The 26,402-nt window shown below is 66.1% G+C and carries 23 protein-coding genes; 11 read left to right on the forward strand and 12 right to left on the reverse strand.

The window, feature by feature from the left end; all coding sequences use genetic code 11:
- Positions 1-21: 21 nt before the first annotated feature.
- Complete coding sequence (locus WFK61_RS17120; protein WP_336813293.1) at positions 22-1,569, forward strand: class I adenylate-forming enzyme family protein; 1,548 nt, start codon at positions 22-24, stop codon at positions 1,567-1,569.
- The gene (gene nadE, locus WFK61_RS17125; RefSeq protein ID WP_336813294.1) at positions 1,566-2,573 is read left to right on the forward strand and encodes an NAD(+) synthase; all 1,008 of its coding nucleotides are present in this window, start codon (positions 1,566-1,568) and stop codon (positions 2,571-2,573) included. The genes WFK61_RS17120 and nadE overlap by 4 nt, the downstream gene beginning before the upstream one ends.
- 45 nt (positions 2,574-2,618) lie before the next feature.
- Here nadE and WFK61_RS17130 read toward each other — a convergent pair whose 3' ends face one another.
- Together WFK61_RS17130 and WFK61_RS17135 are read right to left on the reverse strand one after the other, a co-directional pair.
- Positions 2,619-3,734 carry a hypothetical protein gene (locus WFK61_RS17130; protein ID WP_336813295.1) on the reverse strand — a complete coding sequence of 372 codons (1,116 nt, stop codon included), beginning with the start codon at positions 3,732-3,734 and terminating at the stop codon, positions 2,619-2,621.
- Positions 3,731-4,456, reverse strand: coding sequence for a N5-glutamine methyltransferase family protein (locus WFK61_RS17135; RefSeq protein WP_336813296.1), 726 nt, complete (start codon positions 4,454-4,456; stop codon positions 3,731-3,733). Before WFK61_RS17135 ends, WFK61_RS17130 begins: the two co-directional genes overlap by 4 nt.
- Positions 4,457-4,637: 181 nt before the next feature.
- On the opposite strand from WFK61_RS17135, the gene WFK61_RS17140 reads away from it, so the two are divergent.
- The 4 genes from WFK61_RS17140 to WFK61_RS17155 are packed head-to-tail and all read left to right on the forward strand — an operon-like array spanning position 4,638 to position 10,308.
- A complete protein-coding gene (locus tag WFK61_RS17140; protein WP_336813297.1) occupies positions 4,638-5,960 on the forward strand; it encodes a lipopolysaccharide biosynthesis protein in 1,323 nt (440 codons plus the stop codon).
- The gene (locus tag WFK61_RS17145; protein ID WP_442896317.1) at positions 5,950-7,098 is read left to right on the forward strand and encodes a GNAT family N-acetyltransferase; all 1,149 of its coding nucleotides are present in this window, start codon (positions 5,950-5,952) and stop codon (positions 7,096-7,098) included. The genes WFK61_RS17140 and WFK61_RS17145 overlap by 11 nt, the downstream gene beginning before the upstream one ends.
- 37 nt (positions 7,099-7,135) lie before the next feature.
- Positions 7,136-8,134, forward strand: coding sequence for a glycosyltransferase family 2 protein (locus WFK61_RS17150; RefSeq protein WP_336813298.1), 999 nt, complete (start codon positions 7,136-7,138; stop codon positions 8,132-8,134).
- Positions 8,135-8,139: 5 nt separating this feature from the next.
- The gene (locus tag WFK61_RS17155; RefSeq protein WP_442896322.1) at positions 8,140-10,308 is read left to right on the forward strand and encodes a glycoside hydrolase; all 2,169 of its coding nucleotides are present in this window, start codon (positions 8,140-8,142) and stop codon (positions 10,306-10,308) included.
- A 25-nt stretch (positions 10,309-10,333) separates the two neighbouring features.
- Here the strand turns inward: WFK61_RS17155 and WFK61_RS17160 are convergent, their stop codons facing one another.
- From WFK61_RS17160 to WFK61_RS17175, 4 genes are all read right to left on the reverse strand, one after another.
- Positions 10,334-10,894, reverse strand: coding sequence for a polysaccharide biosynthesis/export family protein (locus WFK61_RS17160; protein WP_336813299.1), 561 nt, complete (start codon positions 10,892-10,894; stop codon positions 10,334-10,336).
- A 227-nt stretch (positions 10,895-11,121) separates the two neighbouring features.
- Entirely contained in the window at positions 11,122-12,333 is a 1,212-nt protein-coding gene (locus WFK61_RS17165; RefSeq protein ID WP_336813300.1) for a M24 family metallopeptidase, read from the reverse strand.
- Between the two features lie 257 nt (positions 12,334-12,590).
- Positions 12,591-13,010: an SgcJ/EcaC family oxidoreductase gene (locus WFK61_RS17170; protein WP_336813301.1), complete on the reverse strand. Its 420-nt coding sequence runs from the start codon at positions 13,008-13,010 to the stop codon at positions 12,591-12,593.
- A 14-nt stretch (positions 13,011-13,024) separates the two neighbouring features.
- Positions 13,025-13,717: a GntR family transcriptional regulator gene (locus WFK61_RS17175; RefSeq protein ID WP_336813302.1), complete on the reverse strand. Its 693-nt coding sequence runs from the start codon at positions 13,715-13,717 to the stop codon at positions 13,025-13,027.
- A 228-nt stretch (positions 13,718-13,945) separates the two neighbouring features.
- On the opposite strand from WFK61_RS17175, the gene WFK61_RS17180 reads away from it, so the two are divergent.
- The 4 genes from WFK61_RS17180 to WFK61_RS17195 all read left to right on the forward strand — a co-directional run bounded on the left by WFK61_RS17180 (position 13,946) and on the right by WFK61_RS17195 (position 19,365).
- Entirely contained in the window at positions 13,946-15,775 is a 1,830-nt protein-coding gene (locus WFK61_RS17180) for a gamma-glutamyltransferase family protein (RefSeq protein ID WP_336813303.1), read from the forward strand.
- 50 nt (positions 15,776-15,825) lie between these two features.
- Positions 15,826-17,346: an ABC transporter substrate-binding protein gene (locus WFK61_RS17185; protein WP_336813304.1), complete on the forward strand. Its 1,521-nt coding sequence runs from the start codon at positions 15,826-15,828 to the stop codon at positions 17,344-17,346.
- A gap of 192 nt (positions 17,347-17,538) precedes the next feature.
- Positions 17,539-18,480, forward strand: a complete 942-nt coding sequence (locus tag WFK61_RS17190) for an ABC transporter permease (protein ID WP_336813305.1) — start codon at positions 17,539-17,541, stop codon at positions 18,478-18,480.
- A 12-nt stretch (positions 18,481-18,492) separates the two neighbouring features.
- Positions 18,493-19,365, forward strand: coding sequence for an ABC transporter permease (locus WFK61_RS17195; RefSeq protein WP_336813372.1), 873 nt, complete (start codon positions 18,493-18,495; stop codon positions 19,363-19,365).
- A 36-nt stretch (positions 19,366-19,401) separates the two neighbouring features.
- Here the strand turns inward: WFK61_RS17195 and WFK61_RS17200 are convergent, their stop codons facing one another.
- From WFK61_RS17200 to WFK61_RS17215, 4 genes are all read right to left on the reverse strand, one after another.
- On the reverse strand, positions 19,402-20,073 hold the full coding sequence (locus tag WFK61_RS17200; RefSeq protein WP_336813306.1) for a dioxygenase family protein: 672 nt from the start codon (positions 20,071-20,073) through the stop codon (positions 19,402-19,404).
- A gap of 19 nt (positions 20,074-20,092) precedes the next feature.
- Positions 20,093-20,722: a protocatechuate 3,4-dioxygenase subunit alpha gene (gene pcaG, locus WFK61_RS17205; protein ID WP_336813307.1), complete on the reverse strand. Its 630-nt coding sequence runs from the start codon at positions 20,720-20,722 to the stop codon at positions 20,093-20,095.
- 135 nt (positions 20,723-20,857) lie between these two features.
- Positions 20,858-22,357, reverse strand: a complete 1,500-nt coding sequence (locus WFK61_RS17210; RefSeq protein ID WP_336813308.1) for a tripartite tricarboxylate transporter permease — start codon at positions 22,355-22,357, stop codon at positions 20,858-20,860.
- Positions 22,354-22,848 carry a tripartite tricarboxylate transporter TctB family protein gene (locus WFK61_RS17215; RefSeq protein ID WP_336813309.1) on the reverse strand — a complete coding sequence of 165 codons (495 nt, stop codon included), beginning with the start codon at positions 22,846-22,848 and terminating at the stop codon, positions 22,354-22,356. Before WFK61_RS17215 ends, WFK61_RS17210 begins: the two co-directional genes overlap by 4 nt.
- Positions 22,849-22,971: 123 nt before the next feature.
- On the opposite strand from WFK61_RS17215, the gene WFK61_RS17220 reads away from it, so the two are divergent.
- On the forward strand, positions 22,972-24,039 hold the full coding sequence (locus WFK61_RS17220; RefSeq protein ID WP_336813310.1) for a mandelate racemase/muconate lactonizing enzyme family protein: 1,068 nt from the start codon (positions 22,972-22,974) through the stop codon (positions 24,037-24,039).
- Between the two features lie 12 nt (positions 24,040-24,051).
- Here the strand turns inward: WFK61_RS17220 and WFK61_RS17225 are convergent, their stop codons facing one another.
- Positions 24,052-25,023: a Bug family tripartite tricarboxylate transporter substrate binding protein gene (locus tag WFK61_RS17225; protein ID WP_336813311.1), complete on the reverse strand. Its 972-nt coding sequence runs from the start codon at positions 25,021-25,023 to the stop codon at positions 24,052-24,054.
- Positions 25,024-25,168: 145 nt separating this feature from the next.
- On the reverse strand, positions 25,169-26,182 hold the full coding sequence (locus WFK61_RS17230) for an amino acid ABC transporter substrate-binding protein (RefSeq protein WP_336813312.1): 1,014 nt from the start codon (positions 26,180-26,182) through the stop codon (positions 25,169-25,171).
- Positions 26,183-26,402 lie beyond the last annotated feature (220 nt).

A 26,402-nucleotide genomic window follows, 5' to 3' on the forward strand; every position in this document is an offset into this window, starting at 1 on the left:
GAGCAGGCGGATACCGAGCACATGCGGGTCGAGCACTTCGTCACCAACAGCGCCAGGGCGCACGGTGCCAAGATCGCGCTGGTCACCGGCCGGAAGCGGCTGGCCTATGCCGAGCTGGATGATCTCTCCAGCCGGCTCGCAGCCACGCTCGCCGCCAACGGGGTGAAGCGCGGCGACCGCGTGCTCGTCTTCATGGACAATTGCTGGGAAGCGGCGGTCTCGATCTTCGCGATCCTGAAGGCCGGCGCGACCTTCAGCCCGATCAATGCCTCCACCAAGGCCGACAAGCTCGCCTATATCATCGACGATTGCGAAGCCGCCGCAGTCCTGACCCAGGCGCGGCTGATGCCGGTGGTGACGCAGGCGCGCGCGGCGAGCGCGGAGCGCCCGCTCTTCATCGTCTCGACGCAGGCCGCGCCCGGCCGGGTGATCGAAGGGGCCGCAGACTTCGAAGCCTGCCTCACGGCAGAGCCCATCCCGGTGGCTCATGGCGGGATCGATATCGATCTCGCCATGCTGATCTACACCTCGGGCTCGACCGGCCGGCCCAAGGGCGTGATGATGACCCACCGCAACATCGACGCGGCGGCGGAGTCGATCACCACCTATCTGCGCAACACGCCGGACGACATCATCCTGAACGTGCTGCCGCTGGCCTTCGATTACGGGCTCTACCAGCTGCTGATGGCGATGCGGCTCGGCGCGACCCTCGTCCTCGAAAATTCCTTCGCCTTCCCGCAGGCGATCTTCGAGCGCATCCGGACAGAGAAGGTCACCGGCTTCCCGCTGGTGCCGACGATGGCCGCGCTGATCCTGCAGATGCGCGATCTCGAGCCGGGCTTCCTGCCGAGCCTGCGCTATATCTCGAACACCGCAGCGGCGCTGCCTCCGGTCCATATCGCCCGGTTGCGCGAGCTGCTCCCCGGGGTGCGGCTCTATTCGATGTACGGCCTGACCGAGTGCAAGCGCTGCACCTATCTGCCGCCGGAAGAGCTCGACCGCCGGCCGGGCTCGGTCGGGATCGCCATTCCCAACACCGAAGCCCTTGTCGTCGACGACGAAGGCAACCGCGTGCCGCCCGGCGTCGCCGGCGAGCTCGTCATCCGTGGCCCGCATGTCATGCAGGGCTACTGGCGCAACGACGCCGCGACCACGCAGATGCTGCGCCCGGGGCCGAACCCGTGGGAGAAGCGGCTGCATACCGGCGACCTCTTCCGCACCGACGAGGACGGCTTTCTCTACTTCGTCGGCCGCAAGGACGACATCATCAAGACGCGCGGCGAGAAGGTCGCCCCCAAGGAGGTCGAGACCGTCCTGCATGCCCATCCCGGCATTGCCGAGGCCGTGGTGATGGGCGTCGCCGACCCGGTGCTCGGCCATGCCATCGCAGCGCTTGTGGTCCGCTCGGACGAGAGCCTGAGCGAGCGCGACATCATCCGCCACTGCGCCGCCCATCTCGAGGACTTCATGGTGCCGAAGGTCGTGGAATTCCGCAGCGAACTGCCGAAGACCGATACCGGCAAGGTCAGCCGCAGGCTGGCCGCCGAGACGCTTGGAACTGCCCAATGAACAGCGCCCCTGCCCCTGAAAACCTGGCCTTCTCGGCGGAGACGCTGAAGATCGACGGCGCGGCCGAGATCGAGCGGATCGTCGCCGGCCTGCGCGCGCAATTGCGCGGCATGCGCAAGCGTGGGCTGGTGCTCGGCCTGTCCGGCGGCATCGATTCCAGTGTCTCGGTCGCACTGGCGGTGCGCGCGGTCGGCGCCAAGAACGTGTTCTGCCTGTTCATGCCGGAGAACGATTCCGACCCCGAGAGCCTCAGGCTCGGCCGGCTCGTCGCCGAGACGTTCGGCGTCGCCGCAGTGGTCGAGGATATCGGGCCGACGCTGCAGGCGATGGGCTGCTATGAGCGGCGCGACAGCTTCATCCGCGAGCTTGTGCCGGAATACGGCCCCGGCTGGGGCTCGAAGATCGTGATCGCCAACGCGCTCGCGAGCGAGGGCTACAACATCTCCTCGCTGGTGGTCGAAGATCCGCAGGGCAATCGAACCAAGCTGCGCATGCCGCCTGCAGTCTATCTCGGCATCGTCGCCGCCACCAACATGAAGCAGCGCACCCGCAAGCAGGTCGAGTACTACCATGCCGACCGGCTGAACTTCGCCGTGCTCGGCACGCCGAACCGGCTCGAATACGACCAGGGTTTCTTCGTGAAGAACGGAGACGGCGCGGCGGATGTTAAGCCGATCGCGCATCTCTACAAAAGCCAGGTCTATGCGCTCGCCGCCGATCTCGGCATTCCCGAGGAGATCCGCCGCCGGCCGCCGACGACCGATACCTTTTCGCTCGAACAGACGCAGGAGGAGTTCTACTTCTCCCTGCCCTATGACCGCATGGACCTGTGCCTTTACGGCCTCAACAACGGCCTCCCGGCCGAGCAGGTCGCTGCCGCCGCGAAGCTGAGCACGGTCGAGGTCGAGCGCGTCTTTGCCGATATCGCCGCCAAGCGGCGGGCGACGCGCTATCTGCATCTCGAACCGCAACTGGTTGAACCGGTGGCGGAAATCGCCGGCTGAAACCGGCAATGCCGGCGTGCGTGATCTTCGCGCCGGCTCCGCGCCTTACTCGAAGCCCCCGCCGACCAGCCGGCTCCAGTTCTCGCCCGCCAGCCCGTTGAAGAAGCCCCGACCGGCGAGGAAGGCATCCACGAGCTCCTGCTCGCGGGCATGCACCACGGTCGAGGCAAGATGGGTGAAGGCGATGCGGCGCCCCAGCATCGCCTCGAGCAGGGCCGGTTGCGTGCGGCCGCGCAGGCCGACCGCGCCGCGCCGCGCCGCATGCCCGATCAGGCAGTCGATCACAGGCCCCGCCTGCCCCGGAGCGGTCAGAATCTGCAGGACGCGCGCGATCCCGCCAGGGCGGAGATGGTAGAAGAAGGCACCGATCGGCGCGCCGCCGGGCGTGAGGACCGAGGCGAATACCGCGTCGCCCTGTTCTGGCTTGCTGCCCGCCTCGGCCATGATGTGGGCGAGCTGCTCGGCGCCCCAGTCCGGACGGAGCGCGAATTGCCGCGTCAGCGGCTCGAAAAGGGCAGCAAAGCCCTGTCGGTCGATCTCGGCGACCTTGAGGCCGCCCTTGACGGTCCAGCCCTCCGGCACGCCGGACCAGCGCAGCTCATTCTCCTGCATCTTCCGGCGCCAGAGGCGGTCGACGCCCCCCGCGAGCGGAGAGAGCAAGCGCGCCGCGCCGACCCGCTCGGATGCCAGCGCGAGCATGAAGGCTGCGGGCCGGATGGTACGGACCCAGTCGAGGCTGTATTGCGGCAGCGCCACGCCACGCAGCCTGACCCACATCTGCGCCGAGACCTCGCTCGCCGTCTCGCTGAAGGACAAGTCCTGCGGCCCGGCCAGAAAGGTCTTCAGCAGCCTGGCACCGGCCATCGGATCGCTGCCCCGACGCTCGACCATCAGCGAACCGCAGATCGCGGCTCTCAGCTTGCGGCCCTCATGGCTCATCGGCAGCGCGTTGACGCCGATGAAGCCGGAAATCTCACCCTCGCCGGAAACATGGACCAACGGCCCGATCTCGGGATCGCAGCCCGGCGCTTCGAGATAATGTCGTCGCAGATAGGCGATGAGCGCCGCCGGTGGCGCCGCATCGCTGTTCCGGAACACCCGTTGGAACAGCCCCGCGACCGCCGGAATATCGGCGCCCTCCAGGGGACGGACCAGACTCATGCCGGCCGCCCCGCCATCTCGCCGGGCGCCGGTGCGGCGGCCAGCTTGCGGACCAGCGCGACCCGCGGCGTGCCAGCCTCGTTCGTCGCGAAACGCACGGGCTCATAGGCCTTGGCCCGCGCGATCAGCGCCGCGGCCTGGCGATCCTGGCCCTCTCCGAACTCGAACAGCAGCCAGCCTCCCGGCTTCAGGAAGTCGACGGCGTCGCGGATCACGCGCTGATGGATCGAGATGCCATAGGGCCCGCCATCGAAGGCCTCGCGCGGCTCGGCCGCAAGCAGATGCGCGCTCTCGCCCTCCAGGCGTGCGGTCGAGATATAAGGTGGATTGCAGACGATCATGTCGAGCGTGCCGGCCAGCCCCTCACCCGCCAAGGCATCGAACAGATCGCCCTGGCGGATGGACACCCGATCCTGCACGCCGAGACGCTCGGCATTGCGACGGGCGAGCGCCACCGTGCCGTCGGTCAGATCCGCTCCCCAGATGCGGGCGGACGGGATTTCGGCTGCGATCGCCAAGGCGAGATTGCCGGAGCCGCAGCACATGTCCACCACCGACGGCCCGGACGGGCCCTCGCGCAGGCGCTCGACAGCGCACGCCCCGAGCAGCTCCGTCTCCTGCCGGGGCACGAGGACGTCGGGAGCGAGTTCCAGTTCGATGCTCATGAAGCGCTGCATGCGAGGCCCGCTCTGGCCCGCAGGATCGACTGCTCTGCCCGTCATCGGGGCTCCTTCCCGCACTGGTCGGATGATCACGCCGCACGCTAGCGACATTCCGGTAAACACCTGCTGAAACAGGCCCGCCGGTGTTAACTGCGCCCTTATTTTTGCGTTCTACTGATACCCGGTCGATGTTAGTTCCAGCATGGCGGCCCCGGTCGGTCGATTTCGAAGGCGGGAGAGGATGGCTCCGGGCAATGCAAGAGGATCGGGCCTGCGCGGAGCTCTGCTGCCGATGCTTGTCTCCTATGCCGCCTCGGGCGGCAGCCTGATCATCAGCTCGGCCGCGCAGCTCCTCACTTTCGCGATCCTGGCCCGGTTTCTCGGCGTTCACGAATTCAGCCTGTTCGTCGCGATCACCGCGATCTCGAACATCGCCGTCCATATGTGCGGGCTGGGCGCGATGGAATGCCTCGTGCGCCGGGTCGCGCGCGACCGGGCGATGTACCCGGCCATGCTCGGCCATAACATGATCCTGACTGCGGCGAGCGGCGCGGCCCTGATCCTGATCGGCGCGGTCGTGTTGCCCTTCTTCTTCACGCTGTCCCCCGATCCTGCGACGAATGCCGCCGTGATCATGCTGATGCTGGTGACGAACATCCTGCTGGTGCGCGTCATCGTGCTGGCCGAGCAGATCTTCATCGCGCATTCCGATTTCGCCTCGGCCAACATCGTCGTCGTCGGCTTCGCTCTGGCGCGGACCGCCGCCGCCGTCCTCGCCTGCCTCGTTTTCGGCGTCGCCAGCGTTGCTTCCTGGGCGCTCTGGCAATTCGTCTGCCATGTCCTCGTCGCCCTCGTCTGCTGGCATGCCCTGCGCCGGCTCGGCCGCCCGGAATACCGGCTCGTGCGCGAAGAGCTGCCGCTCGGCCTCTATTTCAGCGTTCCCTTCATCCTGCGGGCGGTGCGCCAGAATGCCGACCTGCTCATGCTCAGCCTGGTCGCCACCGCCGAGATCGTCGCGAGCTATAGCGTTGCCCGGCGCATGCTGGAAAGCAGCTATCTCTCGGTCGAGGCTCTCAACCGCCTAGTCTACCCCGGCTCGGCCAGGGCGACGGCGGAAGGCCTGCAACATGCCATGCCGCGCGTTCGCAAGGTTCTCGTCGCCGCGACATTGATCAGCATCGCCGCCGCTGTGACGGTTTTCGTGCTGGCCCCGATCCTGCCCTTCCTCTTCGGCCGGGACTACGTCTCGCTCGTCTCCTTCGTCAGGATCCTCTGCTGGGCGGTCATCCCGCTGGCGATCTGGGCCGTGGCGGTGGAAGCGCTGGGGGCCTCGGGCCATCACCCGACGCGCGCCGCAGTGATGGGGCTCGGAAGCGTGCTGGGCGCCGCCCTCGCAGGAGCCGCGACCTGGTATGCGCCGCCGACCGGAACCTTCGTCTCGTTCTACGTCATCGAGATCGGGATGGTCGCCGCGGCCTGGACCGCACTGACCAGGATCGTACACCGGGACCGTGAGCGGGCCGTCGCGCAGGAGCCCGATACCGGGATCGTACATGGACGCTGAGCTGCAACCCGATCTGCAACGCTCCAGCGCTTCCGGCGGCGAGGCGCCGGCCCGCCCCTATGGCGTTCGGCCGATGAAGCGCAGCGATATTCCGACTGTCGCCCGGCTGTTCAGCAAGGCGTTCCGCAATAGCGACAAGGTCGCGCCCGAGCTTGCCCCCTATCTGGAAACGGTCTTCTTCGGCAGTCCGCATTATCGGCCGGAGAACGGAAGCATGGTGCATGAGGGCGAGAATGGCGTCGCCAGCGCGATTCTCGCCGTCCCGATGGAATTCAGCGTGCATGGTCGCCCGATCATGGCGCGCCTCCTCTGTGCCTTCATGGCCGACGGGGCCGAAGGCGCGGCCGGGGCCGCCCGCCTGGCGCGACACATGCGTGCCGCACGGCAGGACATGTGCTTCTCGGACAACTCCTCTCCGGTCAGTGCCGATCATTGGGTAGCCGGGGGCGGTATCGTCCTGCCGATCCAGAGCCTTGAATGGCATCGTTCCTTCCGGCCGCTTTCGGCCGCTGCCATCAACTGCAGCCGGCATCTCCCCGCCTTGCGCTCCCGTCCCGTCCTCAACCTGTTGGGGCGGCTCGATGCCGCGCTGCGCCGACGCAGGCCGTCGCTGGTCCCACCCACACCATCGGGCTGCCGCACGATCGAAGCGAGCGCGGATGCGTTCTTCGCCTGCATCGGCCCGATGACGGAGCGTTTCGCGATCCGCCCGACCTGGTCGAGGCGGGAATTCGATTGGCTGCACGAGGTGGCTGCACTCAACAGCCGCCTCGGTACGCTGCAGTTTCGCAGCGTCATCGACGAGAGCGGCCGCACGATCGGCGCCTTCCTCTTCTTCGGCAAGAGCAAGCGCGAAGCGACGGTACTGAACGTGTTCTGTGAAGCTGGCCGTGAATTCGAGATGATCGGCCAGATGTTTTCGCATCTGGATGCCGAAGGCTACGCACGGGCCAGAGGCATCGCGCAGCCCTTCATGATGAACGCGATCTCGCGGCAGCGCCGGCTTTCATTCAAGCATCGCGGCTATTTCTGCCTGGTGACGCGCCATGCCGACATCAAGGAGGCTGCGCTGCGCAACGACATCTATATCGGCGGACTGGCCTCGGAGAGCTGGAGCCGGTTGCTCACCGACTTCTGACGCTCACGCGCAGTTCGTATCGATACCGGAGACCGGATTGGCCGTTTCGATCATCATCAAGACGCTGAATGAGGAAAAGCGCATCGCCGCGACCATCGAGAGCGCCCTGGCGGCGCTCGGCGAGGTGCAGGGCGAGGTGGTCATCGCCGATAGCGGCTCTTCCGACCGCACCGTCGAGATCGCCTCGCGCTACCCGGTGGTAATCGCCCAGATCGTGCCGCCCGCGCGCCCGAGCTGCGGGATCGGGCCGCAGCTCGGCTTCCAGCATTCGCACGGCGATTACCTCTGCCTGCTGGACGGCGACATGCTGCTCGACCCTGGCTTCCTCGGTGACGCAATCCGCTTCCTGGAAACCAACCCCACGGTCGCGGGGGTCACCGGGCATGTCGAGGAGATGCAGACCGCCAATCTCGAATATGCCCGTCGCGTGCAGCGGCACGCGCCGGAAAACCGGATCGGGGCGATCGACCGGATGAATGGCGGAGGCCTTTACCAGCGCAGTGCGATCGAGCAGGCCGGCTATCTCTCGGACCGCAACCTGCACGGCTATGAGGAGTTCGACCTCGGCATCCGCCTGCGCGATGCCGGCTGGCAACTCCACAGGCTGGACCGGCGCTTCGTCCAGCATTTCGGACATACGCTAAACTCGTACACGTTGTTGATGCGGCGCTGGAGGAACAAGTATCTCCACGGCATCGGCGAATTGCTCCGTGCCTCGCTTGGGAAGCCGTATTTCCTCCAGCTCCTGCGCGAACTGCCGGAGCTTCGGCTTTGGGGGGCAGTCTATCTCTGGTGGGCGCTCTCGATCGGACTCCTGCTGTTCCTGCCGCAGAAGGGGCTCGCTCTCGGGCTGGTCCTCGCCCTGCTCGCCGGAATCGTAGCGCTGATGAGCTGGCGCAAGGGCGGGCTGGGCATGGGGCTATATACCGTTGTCGCCTGGTTCTTCCACGCGGCAGCGCTGCCCGCGGGCTTCCTGCGCCAGCGCCTGAAACCAGATGCTCCGATCGAAAGTCGCGTCATAGGAGGTGACCGATGATGCGGCTGCTGCGGCTTGCGCTGGTGCTCTCGGCAGCGCTCGGCTGGACGGGCGCGCAGGCGCAGCCCGCGGAATGGCTGCCCGTGCGCGAGATTTCACTGGAGCTGCGCGCCGGCAGCCCGCTGGATTTCTCCGCCATTCTGCCGAACGCGAAGATCGAGCCCGGCCGGCGCCTGATCGCCAACGCCGATGGCCGGCTCGCCTATGCGAATGCACCGGGGGAGCCGGCGCGCCTGTCCTGCGCCTCCCTGGCCTGGAGCCCGGCTTCCGGCGGCTTCCCCGACCGCGCCAATGCCGATCGATATGTCAGGCAGCTGGCATTGCACGGCTACAATCTGGCACGCCTGCATTTCATCGACGGCAGCCTGATGTTCGGCCGGAAGAAGGATTTCGACTTCGACCCGGAGACGCTCGACCGCATCCACTATCTTCTGGCGGCGCTAAAGCGGAACGGCATCCACTGGATGATCGACGGGCTCTCCTCCTGGCGCGGAGCCTATGGCGGCCATGACGATCGCTGGGATCCGGGCGGCACTCTCAAGCTCGCTTTGCATCTCGACGACACGGCCTTCGCGCATTGGAGGCAGTTCACCGAAAAGTTCTTCACCCGCGTCAATCCCTATACCGGCGTCGCGCCGATCCATGACGATGCTCTCGCGCTGGTGATCCTCGTCAACGAGAACAGCCTCGAGTTCGAGAGCGTCGTCCATGATCGGCCGGGCAAGGCGCCCTATGACCCGATGTTCGCGGCCCCGTTCAACAGCTGGCTGCAGCAGCGCTATCCTTCCAGCGCCGCGCTCGCCAAGGCCTGGGGCGGGCTCGGCTGGACCGAGAAGCTGGAGAACGGCTCGATCCGGCTGCCGGCGGACCGCTATGCCGACAGCCCCCGCCTGCGCGACCTGCAGGCCTTCTTCACGGAGATCGAGACCAAGTCCGCCGCAAGGATGAGCGAGACGCTGCGCGGCTTCGGCTACAAAGGGCTGATCAGCACCTACAACAACTGGCCGACGGTGCAGACCGCGCTCAGCCGGCGCGGGCTCGATGTCGTGACGATGAACACCTATCACGACTGGGCCAGTGGCTATGCGCCGGGGAGCAAGCTCCTCCAGCAGAGCTCGCTCGGCGATGCCGCCAATTCGATGCGCATGGCCGCGGCGGCGCGCTGGCTCGGCAAGCCCTTCGTCATCAGCGAATACGACCATCTGTTCTGGAACCGCTATCGCTACGAGGGCGGCCTGGTATTCCCGGCCTATGCGGCGCTGCAGGGCTGGGATGCGCTCTGCCGGCACGCGCATGGCCCGATCGCCCTCTCCTATGGCGAACCCTATCCGCACAAGCGCGCCATGCTGCCCTATGCGATTGCGCTCGATCCGGTCGCGCGCGCGGGGGAAACGCTCTCCGCCCTGCTGTTCCGGCGCGGCGATGTGGCGGCATCGCGCCTCACCATCCCCTTCGCGGTGCGCGGCGAGGCTGATCTTGGCCCCGACATGCAGGCGCGCGAGCCGGAGCGCCTGACGGAACTCGCCCTGCTCGGCCGGATCGGCCTCGAAGCGGCGGACCGCATCGGCGACCGGATCGCCGTGCTCCAGCCACGCGATGCGAACCAGCCCGAGGCGATCGTCGAGAAGCTGAGAGCCAGCAGGATGCTCCCGGCAGAGAACGCGACGAAGCTGGCGGCCGGTCTCTTCCAGAGCGATACCGGCGAGATCGTCCTGAACCGCCGCGACCGGCAATTGCGCCTGACGACACCGGCCAGCGAGGCCGTCGCCTTTGACGCGGCGAGCCTGCCGGTCACGCTCAAGACCCTCAGCGTCGAGGGCGCGCAGGGCGATGGGCTGATCGCGATCTCCTCGCTCGACAAGCCGGCCTCACTGGCCAAGGGCAATCGCTTCCTGGTGATCTTCGCGACCGACGCCCGCAATACCGGGATGATCTTCCGCGACCGGGACGAGAAGATCATCGAGGATTTCGGCAAGCTGCCTGTCCTGATCCGCAAGGGACATGTCGATATCAAGCTGGCCCGCAGCACCCGGCAATGGCAGCTCTCGCCCGTCGGCCTCGACGGCAGCGTCAAGCCGCCGGCCGCCAGCGGCACCGGCCCCGTCGCCTTCCGCCTCAGCAACGACCTGCCGAGCGGGCCGACCACTTATTTCCTGCTGGAGTTGAAGGACTGAAGCCGCCGCGCCCACCTGCGCGATCTCAGAACCAACGTTCCTTGATGACGATGGTGTCACCTGGCTGGACCGGATAGGTGATCGGCACGGACACGGTCACGGTCTGCCCTTCGATCTGGCGCGTCACTTCGGCGGAGGAGCGCTGGCCGCGCGGGGTGAAGCCGCCGGCGATGGCGACGGCCGTCTGCACGGTCATGCCGTTCACGAAAGGGAACTGGCCGGAATTGGTGACTTCGCCGAGCACGAAGAACGGCCGGTAGGTATCGATCTCGACCGAGACCTTGGGCTCGCGGAGATAGCCGCCGCGCAGCTTGGCCTCGATCGCCTGGGCGAGCTGCTGCGTCGTGCGTCCCTGCGCCTCGATCGAGCCGATCAGGGGCATGGCGATGCGCCCCGCGCCATCGACAGCGTAGATGTTCGAGAGATTGTCCTGGCCGAAGACGATGACGCGCAGCCGGTCGCCGCTGGCGAGCCTGTAGGGCCCGGCCGGCTCGGCGAGCGCATAGTCCGGCGCCGGATGGCGGGGCGCGCAGGCGCCCGCCATCATGGCGGCGGCCAAGGCGAGAGAGGCGAGGCGTCGACTCATCACTGGCTTACCCCGGTCACTGCGGCACCTTTCTGCTGTCGATGAGCGAGTAGCGGGAGGGGAACGTACCGGGTCAGCGGCGATGGAGAGACAGCGAACAGCAAGTCTCCCCGATCCACGACGATTCGACGCGATAGACCCGGATTGCCGCATCCGATCGGCCTCGTCCAACCGGCCGCCTTTGAGCAAGGGTCAGGGGTTGGCCACGACGACGCGCGGGCGATCGATCAGGCTTCGTAGCCGAAGGGATCATCGACGCTGTGAGCCGGCTGGGTGAACCACCGCGCACCGGCTTCAGTCATGTAAGCGATATCCTCCAGGCGAACGCCGAATTCACCGTAGATGCACATCATCGGCTCGACCGAGAAGCACATCCCGGGCGCCAGCGCGGTGCGGCTGCCCTTGACCATGAACGGCTCCTCGTGAATCGCGAGACCGAGACCATGCCCCGTGCGATGCGGCAGGCCCGGCACCTTGTAGCCGGGGCCGAATCCGGCCGCCTCGATCACGCCGCGCGCCGCCTGATCGACGGCCTCGCAGGGAGCCCCCAGCACGGCTGCCTGAAAACCGGCCAATTGCGCCCGCTTTTCGAGATTCCAGATCTCGCGCTGGCGTTCGGTCGGCTCGCCGAAGACATAGGTGCGAGTGATGTCCGAGTGGTAGCCGCCGAGCTTGGTGCCCATATCGATGAGGACCATGTCGCCATCGGCGAGCGTCTGCGGATAGGGAACGCCGTGGGGATAGGCGGTCGCTTCGCCGAATTGCGCAGCTCCGAATGTCAGGCCGAGGCCGAACTTGCGATGCGCGCGGTCGAGGAACTCGACCAGTTCCGTCGTCGTCAGGCCGACGCGCAGCGTGCGCGCGGCAGCACGGTGAACCGCCATGGTCACGTCCATGGCCCGCTGGATCAGGGCGATCTCACCTGCGGACTTCACCTGGCGACAGGCTGCGGCGATGGCAGCGCCATTGGTGAAGTCGAAGCGATTGCCCGCCTTGCGCAGCCCGTCCACGGTGTAGAACGGGGTGTCCGGGTCGAGCGCGATCGAACCGCTTTCGTAGCCGAGGCTGCGGATCGTCTCCACGACGAGCGCGGTCGGGTCCTCATGCTCTTCCCAGCAGCGCACATCATCGCCGAACTGCATGTATTCGCGCGTCTTGGGCTCCTCGAAGGCCGGGCTGAGATAGACGATCTCGCCTTCGGCCGGGATCACAGCGCCATGCAGCCGCTCGGAGGGCTTGAGCTGGATACCCGTAAAATAGAGCAGATTGACCGAGGTATCGAGATAGAGGCCTTGCAGGCCCTGCTCGCGCAGGAGGCGCTGCACCTTCCCGATGCGGGCCTTGAATTCGCTGACCGCGATCGGCTCGACGCCACCGCCGATCGCTTCGAGCCCAGCGAGTTCGGCTTCGAAGCTTGAACCGCCCACTCCAATTGTCATGATCGCTATCCTCTTTTCAGTCGGTTCTCGGACGATCGTCCGGCTTTGGCTGGCTCGTTGTTCCCGGAGGAGCGCCGGCGCCTCGCCGAACACTCATATTGTCATGCGCTGCTTCGTGCGCCGTCACAGATCAGGTCGGCGCGGGCCTGGATCGAGCGCGTCCTTCACATCGCCACGAAACAGGTCCAAGGACAGGGCCGCCGTGATGAGAGCTTTGAGGCTGGCCGATACCGCGAGACATGGCTCGGCTCATAAGTTCAGCCCCGGGCCGGGCCCTTCTGAGCAGGATGATCGGTTTCGATCTGCGAAACGTGATTGAGCGCGATGATCCATTTGTCGTCGCGCTTGCGCATCAGGCGAGTGTTGACGCCGGTCTGGTTGCCGGCTGCGCGCTCCAGCCTGAAGTCGCTGATCAACTGGGCAGCGTCCGGCGCCAGCATCTCGACGCGGATATTGCTGAAGGCGAGCTGCCCCTGAGAGCCGGGCGCGCCGCCATAATCGGCGATGTAGTGGTCCAGGGTCGCCTGCCAGTCCTTCTGGATGCGCCCGCGCGAAACGAAGACGACATCGGGATTGGCGAACCCCGCCATGTAGCCGTGGAAGTCGCCACGATTCCAGGCCGCCTGCATGGTGGCGATCACCGCGCGGATGGCATCGACTTCAATCGCATCGGACATTGCTGGGCAGCCTTTCAGGGGGTGGCTTTGGCGACGGCATCGTCTTCCTGACGCTGCCGCTTGAGGAGGACCTCCTGGGCAGCCGAGACGAGATGGCGGCGCAACGCGTTTTCCGCAGCCTTGGCGTCCTGGTCCAGAATCGCATCGACGATCTGCTGGTGCTCGCGGCAGGACTGCTTGATGCGGCCCTTGTCCTTGAGCTGGAACTTGCGGAACGGCGCCAGCTTCAGACGCAGGGTCTGGGCTGCCGCGATCAGGTCGCTGTTATGGCTGCCCTGGAACAGGAGGTTGTGGAAACGCGTGTTGAAGTCGTTGTAGCCATCGTTGTCGCCCTGTTCGGCGAGCACGTTCATCTGGCGGTGCAGGCTTTCCAGCGCGCCGCGCTCGCTCATCGTCATCCGATGCGAGGCCAGCCGGCCGCATGTCGCTTCGAGCTCGGCCATGGCCTCGAACATCTCGTCGATGCGCTCGGCGGAAATCTGCGTCACGACCACGCCCTTATAGGGCTCGCGCTCGGCCAGTCCTCGCCCGCACAGGATATGCAATGCTTCGCGGACAGGTGTGCGTGACACGCCGAACTGCAGGGCGATCGATGCCTCGTCGAACCGCGCGCCCGCTGGAAACGCGCCGTTGATGACAGCCTCTTCCAGCTGTTCAGCTATGAAATCGCTGCGACTTTTCCGGATAGCGGCAGAAATCTCCGACATCGATCACTCCCCTGCCCGCATGTCGACCCTTCCAGAGACCACCGTCGCGATCGCGTCCGAAGATTACACAATCCTATTGCATTGTGGACAAACAATATACAAGAAGGTGTCGCTGCATCTGCCACGCAGCGCGGCTTCCCGAGGCCTGCCTAACTCTCTTTCGCGCGATCCCCGGCCTTTCCGGCACCTTTTCGGGCGGCTGGACAAGGCTGGAGTTGAGGAACTGCCATGACATTCACGACGCGGCCGGAACTCAGGGGCACATTCGGGGCGGTATCCTCGACGCATTGGCTCGCCTCGACCGTCGGCATGTCCATCCTCGAGAAGGGACACACAGCCTTCGACGCCGCGGTTGCCACCGGCTTCGTGCTGCAGATCGTCGAGCCGCACCTCAACGGCCCCGCCGGCGAGGTCCCGATCATCGTCACGCCGGCCGGTGCCGACACGCCGATCGTGATCTCCGGCCAGGGCCCCTCGCCGTCCAGGGCGACAGTCGCCTATTTCAAGGGCCTCGGCCTCGACATCATTCCGGGCACCGGCCTGCTGGCCGCCTGCATTCCCGGCGCCTTCGGTGCCTGGCTCACCCTGTTGCGCGACTACGGCACGGCCGAGCTGGAAGACGTGCTGGCGCCGGCGATCTATTACGCCCGCACGGGCCATCCGCTGGTGCCGCGCATCGCCCGGACGATCGGGGAAATGCGGGAGCTTTTCGAAACCCATTGGCCGAGCTCGGCTGAGCTCTATCTGCCGGGCGGCGTCGCGCCGCAATCCGGCAAGCTGTTCCGCAATCCGCAGGTTGCTGCGCTCTACCAGCAAATCCTCGACCACGCGAAATCCGGCAAGAACCGGGAAGCACGCATCGATGCCGCGCTCGACTTCTGGTATCGTGGCCCGGTCGCCGAGCAGATCGAGGAATTCTGCGCGACGCAGGAGGTCTGGGACGTTTCGGGCCGCCACCACAAGGGCCTGATCACCGCGCAGGACATGGCCGACTACAAGCCGCTGGTCGAGAAGCCGGTCTCCGTGACCTATGGCGACTATGAGGTCTTCAAATGCGGGCCGTGGTCCCAGGGGCCCGTCCTGCTGCAGATGCTGCAGATCCTCAAGGGCACCGATATCGCCGATCTCGACCCGATGAGCGCCGATTTCGTGCATCTCGTCGTCGAGACGGCCAAGCTCGCGATGGCCGATCGCGATTCCTGGTACGGCGACAACTCCGACGTGCCGATCAAGGCGCTCCTGTCTTCGGGCTATGCCGATATCCGGCGGGCGCTGATCACCGGAACGGCGTCCATGGAGGTGCTGCCCGGTACGCCCGATGGCCGCAACCCCAACCTGCCGCCGCTGCGCAAGGTCGGTACGATCGCGCAGCCCGGCCTCGGCGGCGGCGAGCCGACCGTCCGCGAGGTCAAGCTGCCGAATGACAAGCAGGGCGAGCCGGCGCTGACCCGCGAAGGCGCGCAGCGCGGCGACACCGTGCAGGTCAGCGCCGTCGACCGCTGGGGCAACATGGTCTCCGCGACGCCGTCCGGCGGCTGGTTCCAGTCGAGCCCCGTCATTCCCGGCCTCGGCTTCAGCCTGACGACGCGCGCGCAGATGTTCTGGCTCGAAGAGGGCTTGAACTCGACCCTGGCGCCGTCGAAGCGTCCGCGCACGACATTGACGCCGTCGACCGTCTATCGCGACGGAAAGCCCTATATGGCGTTCGGCACGCCCGGCGGCGACCAGCAGGATCAATGGCAGCTCATCATGCTGCTGCGCCACCTCCACAAGGGCATGAATCTGCAGGAAGCGATCGACGCCCCGTCCTTCCACACGGACCATCTCGCCTCCTCCTTCTGGCCGCGCGAAATCAGCTATGGCGCCGTGACGCTCGAATCCCGCTTCCCGGAAGCGGTCCGCGAGGGTCTCGCGGCGCGAGGGCACAAGATCACGGTCGGAGACGCATGGTCCGAAGGGCGCCTCTCGGCGGTCGCGCGCGAAATGGACGGCGACGTGCAGTTGATCAAGGCCGGCGCCAATCCGCGCGGGGTTCAGGGTTACGCGGTCGCCCGCTGAGCGGGCAGCCGGCCAAAACGACAGAAAAACGACAGAAAAGGGGAACACCGATGAAACCAGCTTTTCTTGCACTCGCTACCAGCCTGGCGCTTGGCGCCCTCGCGGCAACGGCGGCTCCCGCCATGGCGCAGTCCGTATTGAAGATCGGCCTGCAGGACGATCCGGATACGCTCGATCCGGTGTCCAACTGGAGCTTCGTCGGCCGCCACGTCCTGCAGTCGCTCTGCGACAAGATCGTCGATATCGACGAGACCGGCAAAATCATCCCGATGCTGGCGGAAAGCTGGGAATGGAGCCCGGACAGCACCGTGCTGACGCTGAAGCTGCGCAAGGGCGCCGTCTTCCATGACGGCACGCCCGTGGATGCCGCAGCGATCAAGTACAATCTGGAGCGTGCGCTCACGTCCGGCATCTCGCGCCGCAAGGCCGAGATCAGCGCGATCAAGAGCGTCGAAGCCGCCGATGCGGCGACCGTCAAGATCAGCCTCAAGGAGCCGTCCGTTCCGCTGCTCGCCGCCCTCAGCGATCGCGCCGGCATGATCATCAGCCCGGCCGCCGGCGCCAAACTCGGCGACAAGTTCACCGATGCGCCGGTCTGCTCCGGCCCCTACAAGTTCCTGGAGCGCGTCGTCCAGGACCGCATCGTTCTCGAGAAATTCCCGCAGTACTACGACGCGGCGAAGTATCATTTCGACCGCCTGATCTATCGCGGCATGCCGGATTCCAATGTCCGCCTGCTGAACCTGCGCTCCGGCCAGCTCGACATGATCGAACGCCTCGCCGCGACGGATGTCGATGCGGTCAAGAAGGACAAGGCGCTCGCCGTCGATCCGGTCGTCGGCCTCGGCTATTACGGCATCACCTTCAGCATCGGCGGCGACGGCGCCAATCTCGACGCCGGCAAGAAGGCCGCGATCCGCCAGGCCTTCAGCCTCGCGATCGACCGTCAGGCGATCAGCAACGTCGTCTTTGACGGACAGGCCAGCACCGGCAACCAGCCATTCCCGCCATCCAGCCCGTTCTACGACAAGGCATTCCCGGTTCCGGCCCGTGACCTTGAGGCTGCGAAGAAGAAGATGGCCGAGGCCGGCGTGAAATCGGTCGACCTCGAATTGCTCGTCCCCACCGATGCCGAGCGCCAGCAGGTCGCGCAGCTCATCCAGGCGATGGTGCAGGAGATCGGCATCAAGGTCTCGATCAAGCCGACCGAGCTGATGACGCTGCTCGACATCGCCCGCCAGGGCAAATTCCAGTCCCACCTCGTCGGCTGGAGCGGCCGCGTCGATCCCGACCTGAACGTCACGCCGATGCTCTCCTGCGGCGCCGCGACGAACGATGCCAAGTACTGCAACGAGCAGCTCGACGCGATCCTCGCGAAAGCCCGCTCGCTCGGCGATGTCGAGGCGCGCAAGGCCGAATACGCCAAGGCCGTCGCGATCCTGCTGAAGGACCTGCCGATCGTCTATCTCTACCACTCGCAGTGGATCTTCGCGCACAACTCGGCGCTGACCGGGTTCAAGCCGGCGCCGGACGGCATCATCCGCCTGACCAATGTCAGCCGGAAGAAGTAAGCCGGCACCAGGGCAGCGATGAGCATCCCCTCCCCGATCGGTCCAGGCTCCAGGCGCATCCGCGCCCGGAGCCATGACGGGGCCGCGCATCGCGCCATCCAAGAGACACACAAACCCACGCTCGAGAGGCAACGCCCGGTTCTCGAAGCCTTGGCCACCCGGCCGGGCTTGAGCGTGACAGGCGGTTGAACCATGCCGACACTGATCGCCCGCCGCCTCGCGCAGCTCGTCCCGACGGTCCTCCTGCTGTCGATCATCATCTTTTCGCTGCAGCATCTCCTGCCGGGCGATCCGGCGCTGGTGCTCGCCGGCGAGAACCCGGACGAAGCGACGCTCGCCGCCATCCGCGCCCAGTACCATCTCGATCAGCCCCTGGTCGTGCAGTACCTCTACTGGCTGAAAGGCGTGGCGACCGGCGATCTCGGCGAATCCATGCGCCATAACCGCCCCGTACTCGACCTTATCCTGCTCAAGCTGCCTGTGACGCTCCAGCTCGCCGTCATGGGTATCTGCATCGCGCTCACGGTCGGCATCGTTGCTGGTGTCATCTCGGCCCTGCGCCAGAACACCGCCGTCGACTACGCCACCAATATCGCCTCGCTCGCCGGCATTTCCGTGCCGAATTTCTGGCTCGGCATCCTGCTCATCCTGTTCTTCTCGGTCTATCTCGGCTGGCTGCCGGCTTCCGGCTTCGTCAGCCCCTGGGAGGATCTGAAGATGAACCTTGCCACCACGATCATGCCGGCCTTCGTGCTCGGCACCGGGATCGCCGGCGTGATCATGCGCCACACCCGCGGCGCGATGCTGCAGGCTCTCAGCAGCGACTATGTCCGCACCGCGCGCGCCAAGGGTCTCAACGAATGGACCGTGGTGTTCAAGCACGCGATGCGCAACGCGCTGACGCCGATCATCACGCTGGGCGCGCTGGAATTCGGAGCGCTCTTGTCCGGCGCTGTCCTGACCGAGCAGATCTTCACGATCCCGGGCTTCGGCAAGCTGATCGTCGATGCGGTCTTCACCCGCGATTACCCGGTGGTGCAGGGCGTCGTTCTCGTGACCTCGCTGTTCTACATCATCCTCAATCTGCTGGCCGATATCGGATACATCCTCGTCAACCCGAGATTGAGAAGCTGACCTGTGTCGACGATGATGGACATCAAATCCTCGGCCAATCCCGTGGCGAATTTCTTCCAGGGCCGTCTGTGGCGCCGCCTGTCGAAACGCAAGAGCGCGCTGGTCGGGCTCGCGGTCGTGCTGTTCATGGTGTTCGTGGCCGTATTCGCGCCCCTGCTGGCACCCTATGACCCGACCGCGCAGAGCTGGACGGCCGTGCGCAAGGCCCCGTCTGCGGCGCATTGGCTCGGAACCGACGAGGCCGGCCGGGACATGCTGTCGCGCATCATCTGGGGGGCCCGGGCCTCACTGATGGCCGGCCTGACCTCGGTCGGCATCGCCATGGCGATCGGCGTGCCGCTCGGGCTCGCTGCCGGCTTTCTCGGCGGCTTCGTCGATGGCTTCATCAGCCGCTTCACCGACGCGATGCTGGCTTGCCCGTTCCTGATCCTCGCGATCGCGCTTGCCGCCTTCCTGGGGCCGAGCCTGACAAATGCGATGCTGGCTATCGGCATCACCGCCACGCCGTTCTTCATCCGCCTGACGCGCGGCCAGGTCCTGTCGATCAAGGGCGAGGACTATGTCGAGGCGGCACGGGCCATGGGCAATCCGCAATGGCGCGTCGCAGCGCGGCATATCCTGCCGAACATCCTGCCGCAGTTGATGGTCCAGGCGACGCTGACCATCGCGATGGCGATCATCGCGGAAGCCAGCATGTCCTTTCTCGGCCTGGGCTTGCAGCCGCCGGCGCCATCCTGGGGCTCGATGCTGAACTCGGCCCAGCGCTTCCTCAGCAACGCGCCCTGGATGGCGCTCTGGCCCGGCATCGCCATTTTCGCGACGGTGCTGTCGTTCAACCTGCTCGGCGACGGCCTTCGCGACGCCCTTGACCCGCGGTCGCGCTGAGCGCCGCGATCTCATCAGGCCCCCTCTGTGGCGCGCTCAGCTCTCGAAATAGCTGGTGTTGCGCCCGCCGATCACGATGTCCCACCGATACAGGGCCTCGCCGTCGACGCCCTTCCCGGCGGCCTGCCCGAAATGTCGCTGCTGTGCCTCGCCAAGCAGAATGAACATCGGGTCGCGGGCGAGATGGGGATCGCCTTCGAAATACATCTGCGCGATCAGGCGGGCCGAGCCGCCACGGACCGAGACATGGACATGGGATGGCCGCCAGCGATCGATGTCGGGGCGCGCCAGATAGGAGCCGGGCCGGATCGTGCGGAAGCGGTAGCGCCCCTGATCGTCGGTCATCGTCCGGCCGAAGCCGAGGAAGTTCGGATCGAGGCGTTCCCGGACGGGGTCCTTCACATGGGTGTAGCGCCCCCATCTGTTGGCGTTCCAGATCTCCACCAGCGTATTGCGGACGGGGCGTCCAAACTCGTCGAAGACATGGCCTGAAATCTCGATGACCTCGCCTTCGGCCTGCGGACGGCCGGGCGCGATGCGAGTCAGGTCGTTCTCGCCGAGCTTGAGCCCCGGCAGGTCGGCGGCCCATGGAACGAAGCTCAGGCGTGCCGCCTGGGGGATGAGATGCAGGCGTTCGATCGGCACGCGCCGTTCCGCTGCCCCGTCGGTCGGTCCGGACAGCATCAGGCGCCCTCGGTTCATGATCATGCGCTTGCTCCGCCGTTCGTCAGCTCGAAAGATCGTCGAAGAATGGGGTCTCGCCCTCACCGCGCATCACGATCGCGATCTCGTAGATCGCAGGACCGTCGCTCGGGGAGGACGTCAGTCTGGCGACGAGCCGGTCGCGCAGCTCGGCCGGCAGGCTTTCGAGCAGGGGGTCGCGCGCGTTCGCTTCGGGTTCGTCGTCGAAGAAGATCTGCGTGACCAGCCGGGTGATCCCGTCGGAGAAGATCGTCAGCGTGATATGTGGCGCGCGGGCGCCCATGCCTTGTCCGGCAGCGATCGCGCCCGGCTTGATGGTCTTGAAGGCGAACGGCTCCAGGGTCGTGATCAGCCGGCCGTACCCGTCGAAATACGGGTCGAGCTGGGGGTGGTCCGGCATGCCCGGCCCCCGCAGGACTCCGGCCGTGTTGGCCTGCCAGAACTCCAGCAGCGCGTCGTCGACCGGCTGTCCCTCGCAATCGAGAAGACGCCCCCGCAGGATGATCGGCCTGCCCTGCGGCCCCACGCTGAGCCCGTGATGGAGGCGCGTCAGGTCGCTCCGGTCGCCGTCGATGAAGGAATAGGGATAGTAGGGACCGACCGTGTCCTCCGCGAGAGGGGCCAGGCGACGGGTCGCGAATGACGGGCTGGTCATGTCGTTGTCTCCAATGCGGGCGGAAGCAGCCCTTCGCCGTTCCGGCGATGATCCAAAGCCTCCGAAGCAGCCTGCCGCCTTTTCGGAAAGCGGGCTGGATCGGCAGGCGTTTCCGCCCCGTGCATGCGCTTGTCGCTACGCATCGACCATCCTCGATCGTGTGCGCCTGAACGATGGGACGAGGATCATCACGAGCAATGCGGCCGTGGCAACGAGGAGAGCCACGCAGATCGGGCTCGCGAAGATCTGAACATCGCCGCCCGAGATCAGCATCGCACGGCGCAGGTTCTCTTCCATGGCCGGCCCCAGGATGAAAGCGAGCACCAGCGGGGCAAGCGGACAATCCAGAAGGGTGAGCACGATGCCGGCCAGGCCGAAGCCAGCCAGCATCACGACTTCGAAGACGCTCATGTTCACCGAGTAGATGCCGATGCAGCAGAACAGCAGGATCGCCGGGAACATCAGGCGGTAAGGCACCTGCAGCAGCCGAACCCACAGGCCGATCAGCGGCAGGTTGATGACGAGCAGCATCAGGTTGCCGACCCACATCGATGCGATCAGCCCCCAGAACAGCGTGGGCTGCGCCACGGACAGGTTCGGGCTGGGCGCGATGCCGTGGATCAGCATCGCTCCGGCCATCATCGCCATGACCGAATTGCTGGGAATCCCGAGCGCCAGCATCGGAATGAACGAAGCCTGCGCGCCGGCATTGTTGGCGGCCTCCGGGCCGGCCACGCCTTCGATCGCGCCGTGGCCGAACTGCTCGGGCGACGAAGACAGCTTCTTCTCCGTCGAATAGGCGGCGAAGGACGCCAGCATCGCGCTGCCGCCCGGGAGGATGCCGAGCACGGCGCCGATGCCCGTGCCCCGCAGGGCTGCCGGCCAGGCCCGGCGCCAGTCTTCGGCGGTGAGGCGCAGGGCCGAAACCGGCTGGGTTCGTCCGCCCTCCTCCTGCGGCCGCGCCAGGTTGAGCACGACCTCGGCGATGCCGAAGACCCCCATCGACAATGCCGCGATGCCGATGCCGTCCCGCAATTCGTTGACGCCGAAGGTGAAGCGATCGAGGCCGGTATTGACGTCCGCCCCGACCGATCCGAGCAGCAGCCCGAGCAGGATCATCCCGATCGATTTCAGCAGCGATCCTTGCGCGAAGACGATGGCGGCGATCAGGCCGAGAACCATCAGGCAGAAATATTCGGCCGGCCCGAAGCGCTGCGCCGCCGCCGTCAGGGCGGGGCTGAAGAAGGCGATCAGCAAGGTCGTGATCGTGCCTGCCAGGAAGGAGGAGAGCGCCGCGGTGGCAAGCGCCGTGCCCGCCCTGCCCCTGCGCGCCATCTCGTAGCCGTCGAGGCAGGTGACGACGGAGGACGACTCTCCGGGCAAGCGCATCAGGATGGCGGTGGTCGAGCCACCGTATTGCGCCCCGTAATAGATGCCGGCCAGCATGATCAGGGCGCCGGTCGGCTCAAGGTAATAGGTCAGCGGCAGCAGCATCGCCATGGTGGCGATCGGCCCCAGGCCCGGCAGGACGCCGATCAGCGTCCCGATCAAGGCGCCGAGGAAGCAGTACCAGAGATTGAGCGGCGTCGCCGCGACGGCCAGCCCGCCGGCGATGGAGGAGACGATGTCGCTCACAGCGGCCAGACCTGAACCGACAGCCTGAGGACATAGCCGAACAGCACGGCGGCAAAGCCCGCGAAGACGACTGCGACCAGCGGAACTTCACGCCAGCGCGCCTGCGGATCGCCGAGCGCCGCAGCCAGGACGCAGGCGAGGCAGGCGACGAACAGGCCGGCTCGTTCGATCAGCACGCCGAACAGGACGATCGCCAGGCTGACGCCGATCGCCGCGCGCACCGGAAAAGCCGGCCACCGCCTCGGGCGCCATGCCGCGCCCTTGATGGCGAGCAGGAGCCCGATCCCGAGCAGACCCACCGCAACGGCGCGCGGGATGTAACCCGGCCCCATGTCCAGCGAACTCCCGGCGGGATAGCTGCGACCGATGAAGAGAGCCGCGAGCCCCAATGCACCGAACATCAGCCCGGCTGCGAGATCGCTCCCCGCATTCGCCGCTTCCGGGCCGGATTGCACCGGGCCTTGCGGGGCGGCTTCGTTCTGCTCCTGCATGACCTCTCGCTTCCGGAAAAGGCGCGCGCGCTCATTATGCCTATAGACTAGTTTTATATACTATTGCTAGGCAAGCAAGCCGGCCGATGGCATATGCACGGTGTGGAACGTTCGGGAGGCGGGATGCCCATCCAGACAATCAGGACGGTCGCGATCGACCAGCGGCTCACCGACCCCGAATGGCGCTTTGCGCAGGGGCCGCTCGCGGGGATACGGGGCTTTGCCATCGTCATAACGGACGAGCGGGGCGTGGAAGGCTACGGCTATATCCGCGCGATGCCGCCCTGGACGGAGCCCCTCGCCGTGGTCAAGGCGAGCTTCGACTATCTCTGCGAGGGCCTGGCCGGACAGGACGAGACCGCGATCGGCGCCATCATGGACGGGCTGGACCGACGGCTGCATGGCGCCCTGCCGGTCAAGGCCGGAATCGAGTGCGCCTTGCTCGATCTGCGCGCCCGTGCGCTCGGCGTGCCGTTGCACGATTTGTATGGCGGCAAGCGGCAGGAGCGCTTCGCCAACACCCGGATCATCCCCCTGAAATCGCCACAGCGCATGGCGGAAGTTGCCGTGGAGCTGGCGGAGGCCGGCTTCAGGCACCTGAAGGTCAAGGTTTCCGGCGAGCCGGAGCTCGATATCGCACGCGTCCGCGATGTGCGCGCGGCGGTCGGGCAGGATATCGCGCTGATGATCGACGCCAACGAGTCCTACTCGCCCAAGCTGGCGGTCCGCACCATCAACGCCATGGCACGCTATGGCCTGGAACTCGTCGAGCAGCCCACCTCCGCCCGCGACTTCAAGAGCCTGATCGCCGTGGCCTCCGCGCTCGACATTCCCGTCGAGGCGGATGAGAGCGCCCAGGACCTGCAATCGATCCTGCGGATCGTCGAGGCAGGCCATGTCGCCTCGATCAATCTGCGCATCCTCAATCACGGCGGCCCGAGCCGCACCGCGCAGGCGATCGCGATCTGCCGCGCCGCGAATGTCGATTTCCGCTTCGGCGCGGTCTTCGGTTCGAGCATCGTCCATGCCCATACGCTGCATCTGGCGGCGAGCCTGCCGCCCCCGCGCTTTCCGCATGAGTTTTCCGAGATGGCGCTGCTGGACAACGACCTTTTCTCGGGGCTGCATCTGGAAGCAGGGACGGTCGCCGTGCCGGAGGGTGTCGGCACGGGGCTCGTGTTCAACGGGTGAAGGGCCGGCGGCTCAATCGAATTTGAGACCGGCCTTGGCGATGATCTCGGCATAGATGTCGCGATCCTGCGCCACCGTCTTTCCGAAATCGGCCGCCGGCTGATAGGCCGGCTCGCCGCCCAGCCCGCGCAGTTTCTCCTGCGTCGCGGGATCGGCCATGACGCGTGCGAGCGTCACGTTCAGCTTGTCGGCAACGTTTGCGGGCATCTTTGCCGGCCCGACGAGGCCAACCCAGGAATGCGCGACGAACTGCGGAAAGCCGCTCTCCTTCATCGTCGGCACATCCGGGAATTCCGGCGAGCGCTTCTCGTTGGTGGTGGCGAGGATGCGAATCTTGCCGGCCTTGGCGAGCTCGCCGAGTTCGCCGCCGATCATCAGCGGGATATGCCCCGCGACGATATCGTTCAGGGCCGGGCCGCTGCCGCGATAAGGAACATGCTTGAGCGCAGCGCCGGAGGCGATGCTGACGAGTTCGCCAGCGAGATGGCTGTAGGTCCCGACGCCGCTGGAGGCGTAGCCGATGCTGTTCGGCTTCTGCTTCGCGAGCGCCACGAGTTCGGCGATCGACTTGGCCGGCAGGCCGGGATAGGCGCCGATGAAGGTGAAGCCTTCGATGAGCCGCGCCACGGGCGTGAAATCCTTGACGGGATCATAGGGCAGCTTCTTGTCGACATTGGGCAGGATCGACAGCACGCCGGCCGAGCAGAGCAGCAGCGTATGGCCGTCGGGCTGCGCCTTCGCGACGAAATCCGCGCCCGTCGCGCCGCCGGCACCAGGGCGGCTCTCGACCAGGAAAGGCTGGCCCAGATCCTTGCTGAGGGCATCCGCGATCAGGCGCGCGACGGCCTCGACCCGTCCGCCCGGCGCGAAGGGGACGATCATGCGGACAGGCTTCGTCGGGTAGCCCTGGGCGACGGCCTCCGTCGCGGCGGTGCCCAGCAGGGCGGCAATGACCGCCAGGAATTTCAGGCTCAACGCTCTCATTTCATCTCTCCCCTTCTGTTGTTGTCGTTCTTGGATCGGCCGGGCTGGCTTGGCGCCCGGCTCGACGCAGCGCCCGGTCCCCACCGGGCGCGAAAGCGCGATCGCGCCCTGCGTTTGCAGGGCGCTTCAGGAAGCGGCGCGCCTGTCAGCGGACCGGCGGGGCATATTGCAGGCCACCCTTCGACCAGAGATTGTTGGCGCCGCGCGGGATGCTCAGCGGCGACGCCGGTCCGAGGTACTTTTCGTAGCTCTCCCCGTAATTGCCGACCTGCTTGACGATCCGATAGGCCCAGTCCTTGGTTAGCCCGAGGCCCTCGCCGAGATTGCCGTCGATGCCGAGGAAGCGCTTGATCTCTGGATTGGTCGATTTCGCTCGCTCGTCGACATTGGCCGAGGTGAGGCCCAGTTCCTCGGCATTGACCATCGCGTAATGCGCCCAGCGGACGATATTGGCCCAGGCTTCGTCACCGCGGCGAACAGCCGGCCCCAGCGGCTCCTTCGAGATGAGCTCCGGCAGGATGACGAAATCCTGCCCATTGGCGACCTTCAGGCGATAGGCGTAGAGCGCCGATGCATCGGTGGTGAAGACGTCGCAACGACCAGTCTCGAAGGCCTTGATCGCCTCATCGCCTGAAGCGAAGCTAACCGGCTCGTATTTCAGGCCATTCTTCTGGAAGAAATCGGCAATGTTCAGTTCGGTCGTCGTGCCGCCCTGGACGCAGACCGTCGCGCCGCCCAAATCCTTCGCGGATTTGATGCCCATGGATTTTTTGACCATCAGCGCCTGGCCGTCGAAATAGGTGATCGCCGAGAAGGACAGGCCGAGCGTCGTGTCGCGCGACAGCGACCATGTCGTCTGGCGCGAGAGCACGTCGACCTCGCCGGATTGCACGACCGCGAAGCGGTCCTTCGGATTCAGCGAGATGTATTTGACCTTCTTGGCATCGCCCAGGACCGTCGCGGCAACGGCGCGGCACAGGTCCACATCGAGCCCGCCCCATTGTCCTTGCGCATTCGGCAGCGAGAAGCCGGGAACGCCCGGGCTCGTCCCGCAGATCAGCTCACCCCGCTCCTTGACCTTCTCGAGCGTACCGGCCTGCGCCGTTGCAGCCGTCCCCATGATCGCCGCTGCCGCGAAAGCAGCATGGATTGCCTTCATCGTTTCCTCCCGATTATCTTTTTAAAAGGACATAAGACTAGCCTATTGACGCAATACGCAACCGTCAACCGCATCGCCAGCCGCGCCTGAGAGCCTTACCGCCGCGCGCATCTGCGTGATCCGAGGGCTTATCCCCTGCCCGCGCCACCAACTCGATACGCCACCGCGCTCGACAGGCCAGCGCCAGGTTGTTATAGGCCATAAAACTGAACTAATAGAT

It is taken from the genome of Allobosea sp. MMO-172, assembly GCF_037147855.1.
Lineage (GTDB): Bacteria > Pseudomonadota > Alphaproteobacteria > Rhizobiales > Beijerinckiaceae > Allobosea.

Bases quoted from the DNA above. Each gene is read 5' to 3' on its own strand.
- WFK61_RS17120 (WP_336813293.1), top strand. From the start codon at position 22: ATGCGGGTCGAGCACTTCGTCACCAACAGCGCCAGGGCGCACGGTGCC.
- nadE (WP_336813294.1), top strand. From the start codon at position 1,566: ATGAACAGCGCCCCTGCCCCTGAAAACCTGGCCTTCTCGGCGGAGACG.
- WFK61_RS17130 (WP_336813295.1), bottom strand. From the start codon at position 3,734: ATGAGTCTGGTCCGTCCCCTGGAGGGCGCCGATATTCCGGCGGTCGCG.
- WFK61_RS17135 (WP_336813296.1), bottom strand. From the start codon at position 4,456: ATGACGGGCAGAGCAGTCGATCCTGCGGGCCAGAGCGGGCCTCGCATG.
- WFK61_RS17140 (WP_336813297.1), top strand. From the start codon at position 4,638: ATGGCTCCGGGCAATGCAAGAGGATCGGGCCTGCGCGGAGCTCTGCTG.
- WFK61_RS17145 (WP_442896317.1), top strand. From the start codon at position 5,950: ATGGACGCTGAGCTGCAACCCGATCTGCAACGCTCCAGCGCTTCCGGC.
- WFK61_RS17160 (WP_336813299.1), bottom strand. From the start codon at position 10,894: ATGAGTCGACGCCTCGCCTCTCTCGCCTTGGCCGCCGCCATGATGGCG.
- WFK61_RS17165 (WP_336813300.1), bottom strand. From the start codon at position 12,333: ATGACAATTGGAGTGGGCGGTTCAAGCTTCGAAGCCGAACTCGCTGGG.
- WFK61_RS17170 (WP_336813301.1), bottom strand. From the start codon at position 13,010: ATGTCCGATGCGATTGAAGTCGATGCCATCCGCGCGGTGATCGCCACC.
- WFK61_RS17175 (WP_336813302.1), bottom strand. From the start codon at position 13,717: ATGTCGGAGATTTCTGCCGCTATCCGGAAAAGTCGCAGCGATTTCATA.
- WFK61_RS17180 (WP_336813303.1), top strand. From the start codon at position 13,946: ATGACATTCACGACGCGGCCGGAACTCAGGGGCACATTCGGGGCGGTA.
- WFK61_RS17185 (WP_336813304.1), top strand. From the start codon at position 15,826: ATGAAACCAGCTTTTCTTGCACTCGCTACCAGCCTGGCGCTTGGCGCC.
- WFK61_RS17190 (WP_336813305.1), top strand. From the start codon at position 17,539: ATGCCGACACTGATCGCCCGCCGCCTCGCGCAGCTCGTCCCGACGGTC.
- WFK61_RS17195 (WP_336813372.1), top strand. From the start codon at position 18,493: ATGATGGACATCAAATCCTCGGCCAATCCCGTGGCGAATTTCTTCCAG.
- WFK61_RS17200 (WP_336813306.1), bottom strand. From the start codon at position 20,073: ATGATCATGAACCGAGGGCGCCTGATGCTGTCCGGACCGACCGACGGG.
- pcaG (WP_336813307.1), bottom strand. From the start codon at position 20,722: ATGACCAGCCCGTCATTCGCGACCCGTCGCCTGGCCCCTCTCGCGGAG.
- WFK61_RS17215 (WP_336813309.1), bottom strand. From the start codon at position 22,848: ATGCAGGAGCAGAACGAAGCCGCCCCGCAAGGCCCGGTGCAATCCGGC.
- WFK61_RS17220 (WP_336813310.1), top strand. From the start codon at position 22,972: ATGCCCATCCAGACAATCAGGACGGTCGCGATCGACCAGCGGCTCACC.
- WFK61_RS17225 (WP_336813311.1), bottom strand. From the start codon at position 25,023: ATGAGAGCGTTGAGCCTGAAATTCCTGGCGGTCATTGCCGCCCTGCTG.
- WFK61_RS17230 (WP_336813312.1), bottom strand. From the start codon at position 26,182: ATGAAGGCAATCCATGCTGCTTTCGCGGCAGCGGCGATCATGGGGACG.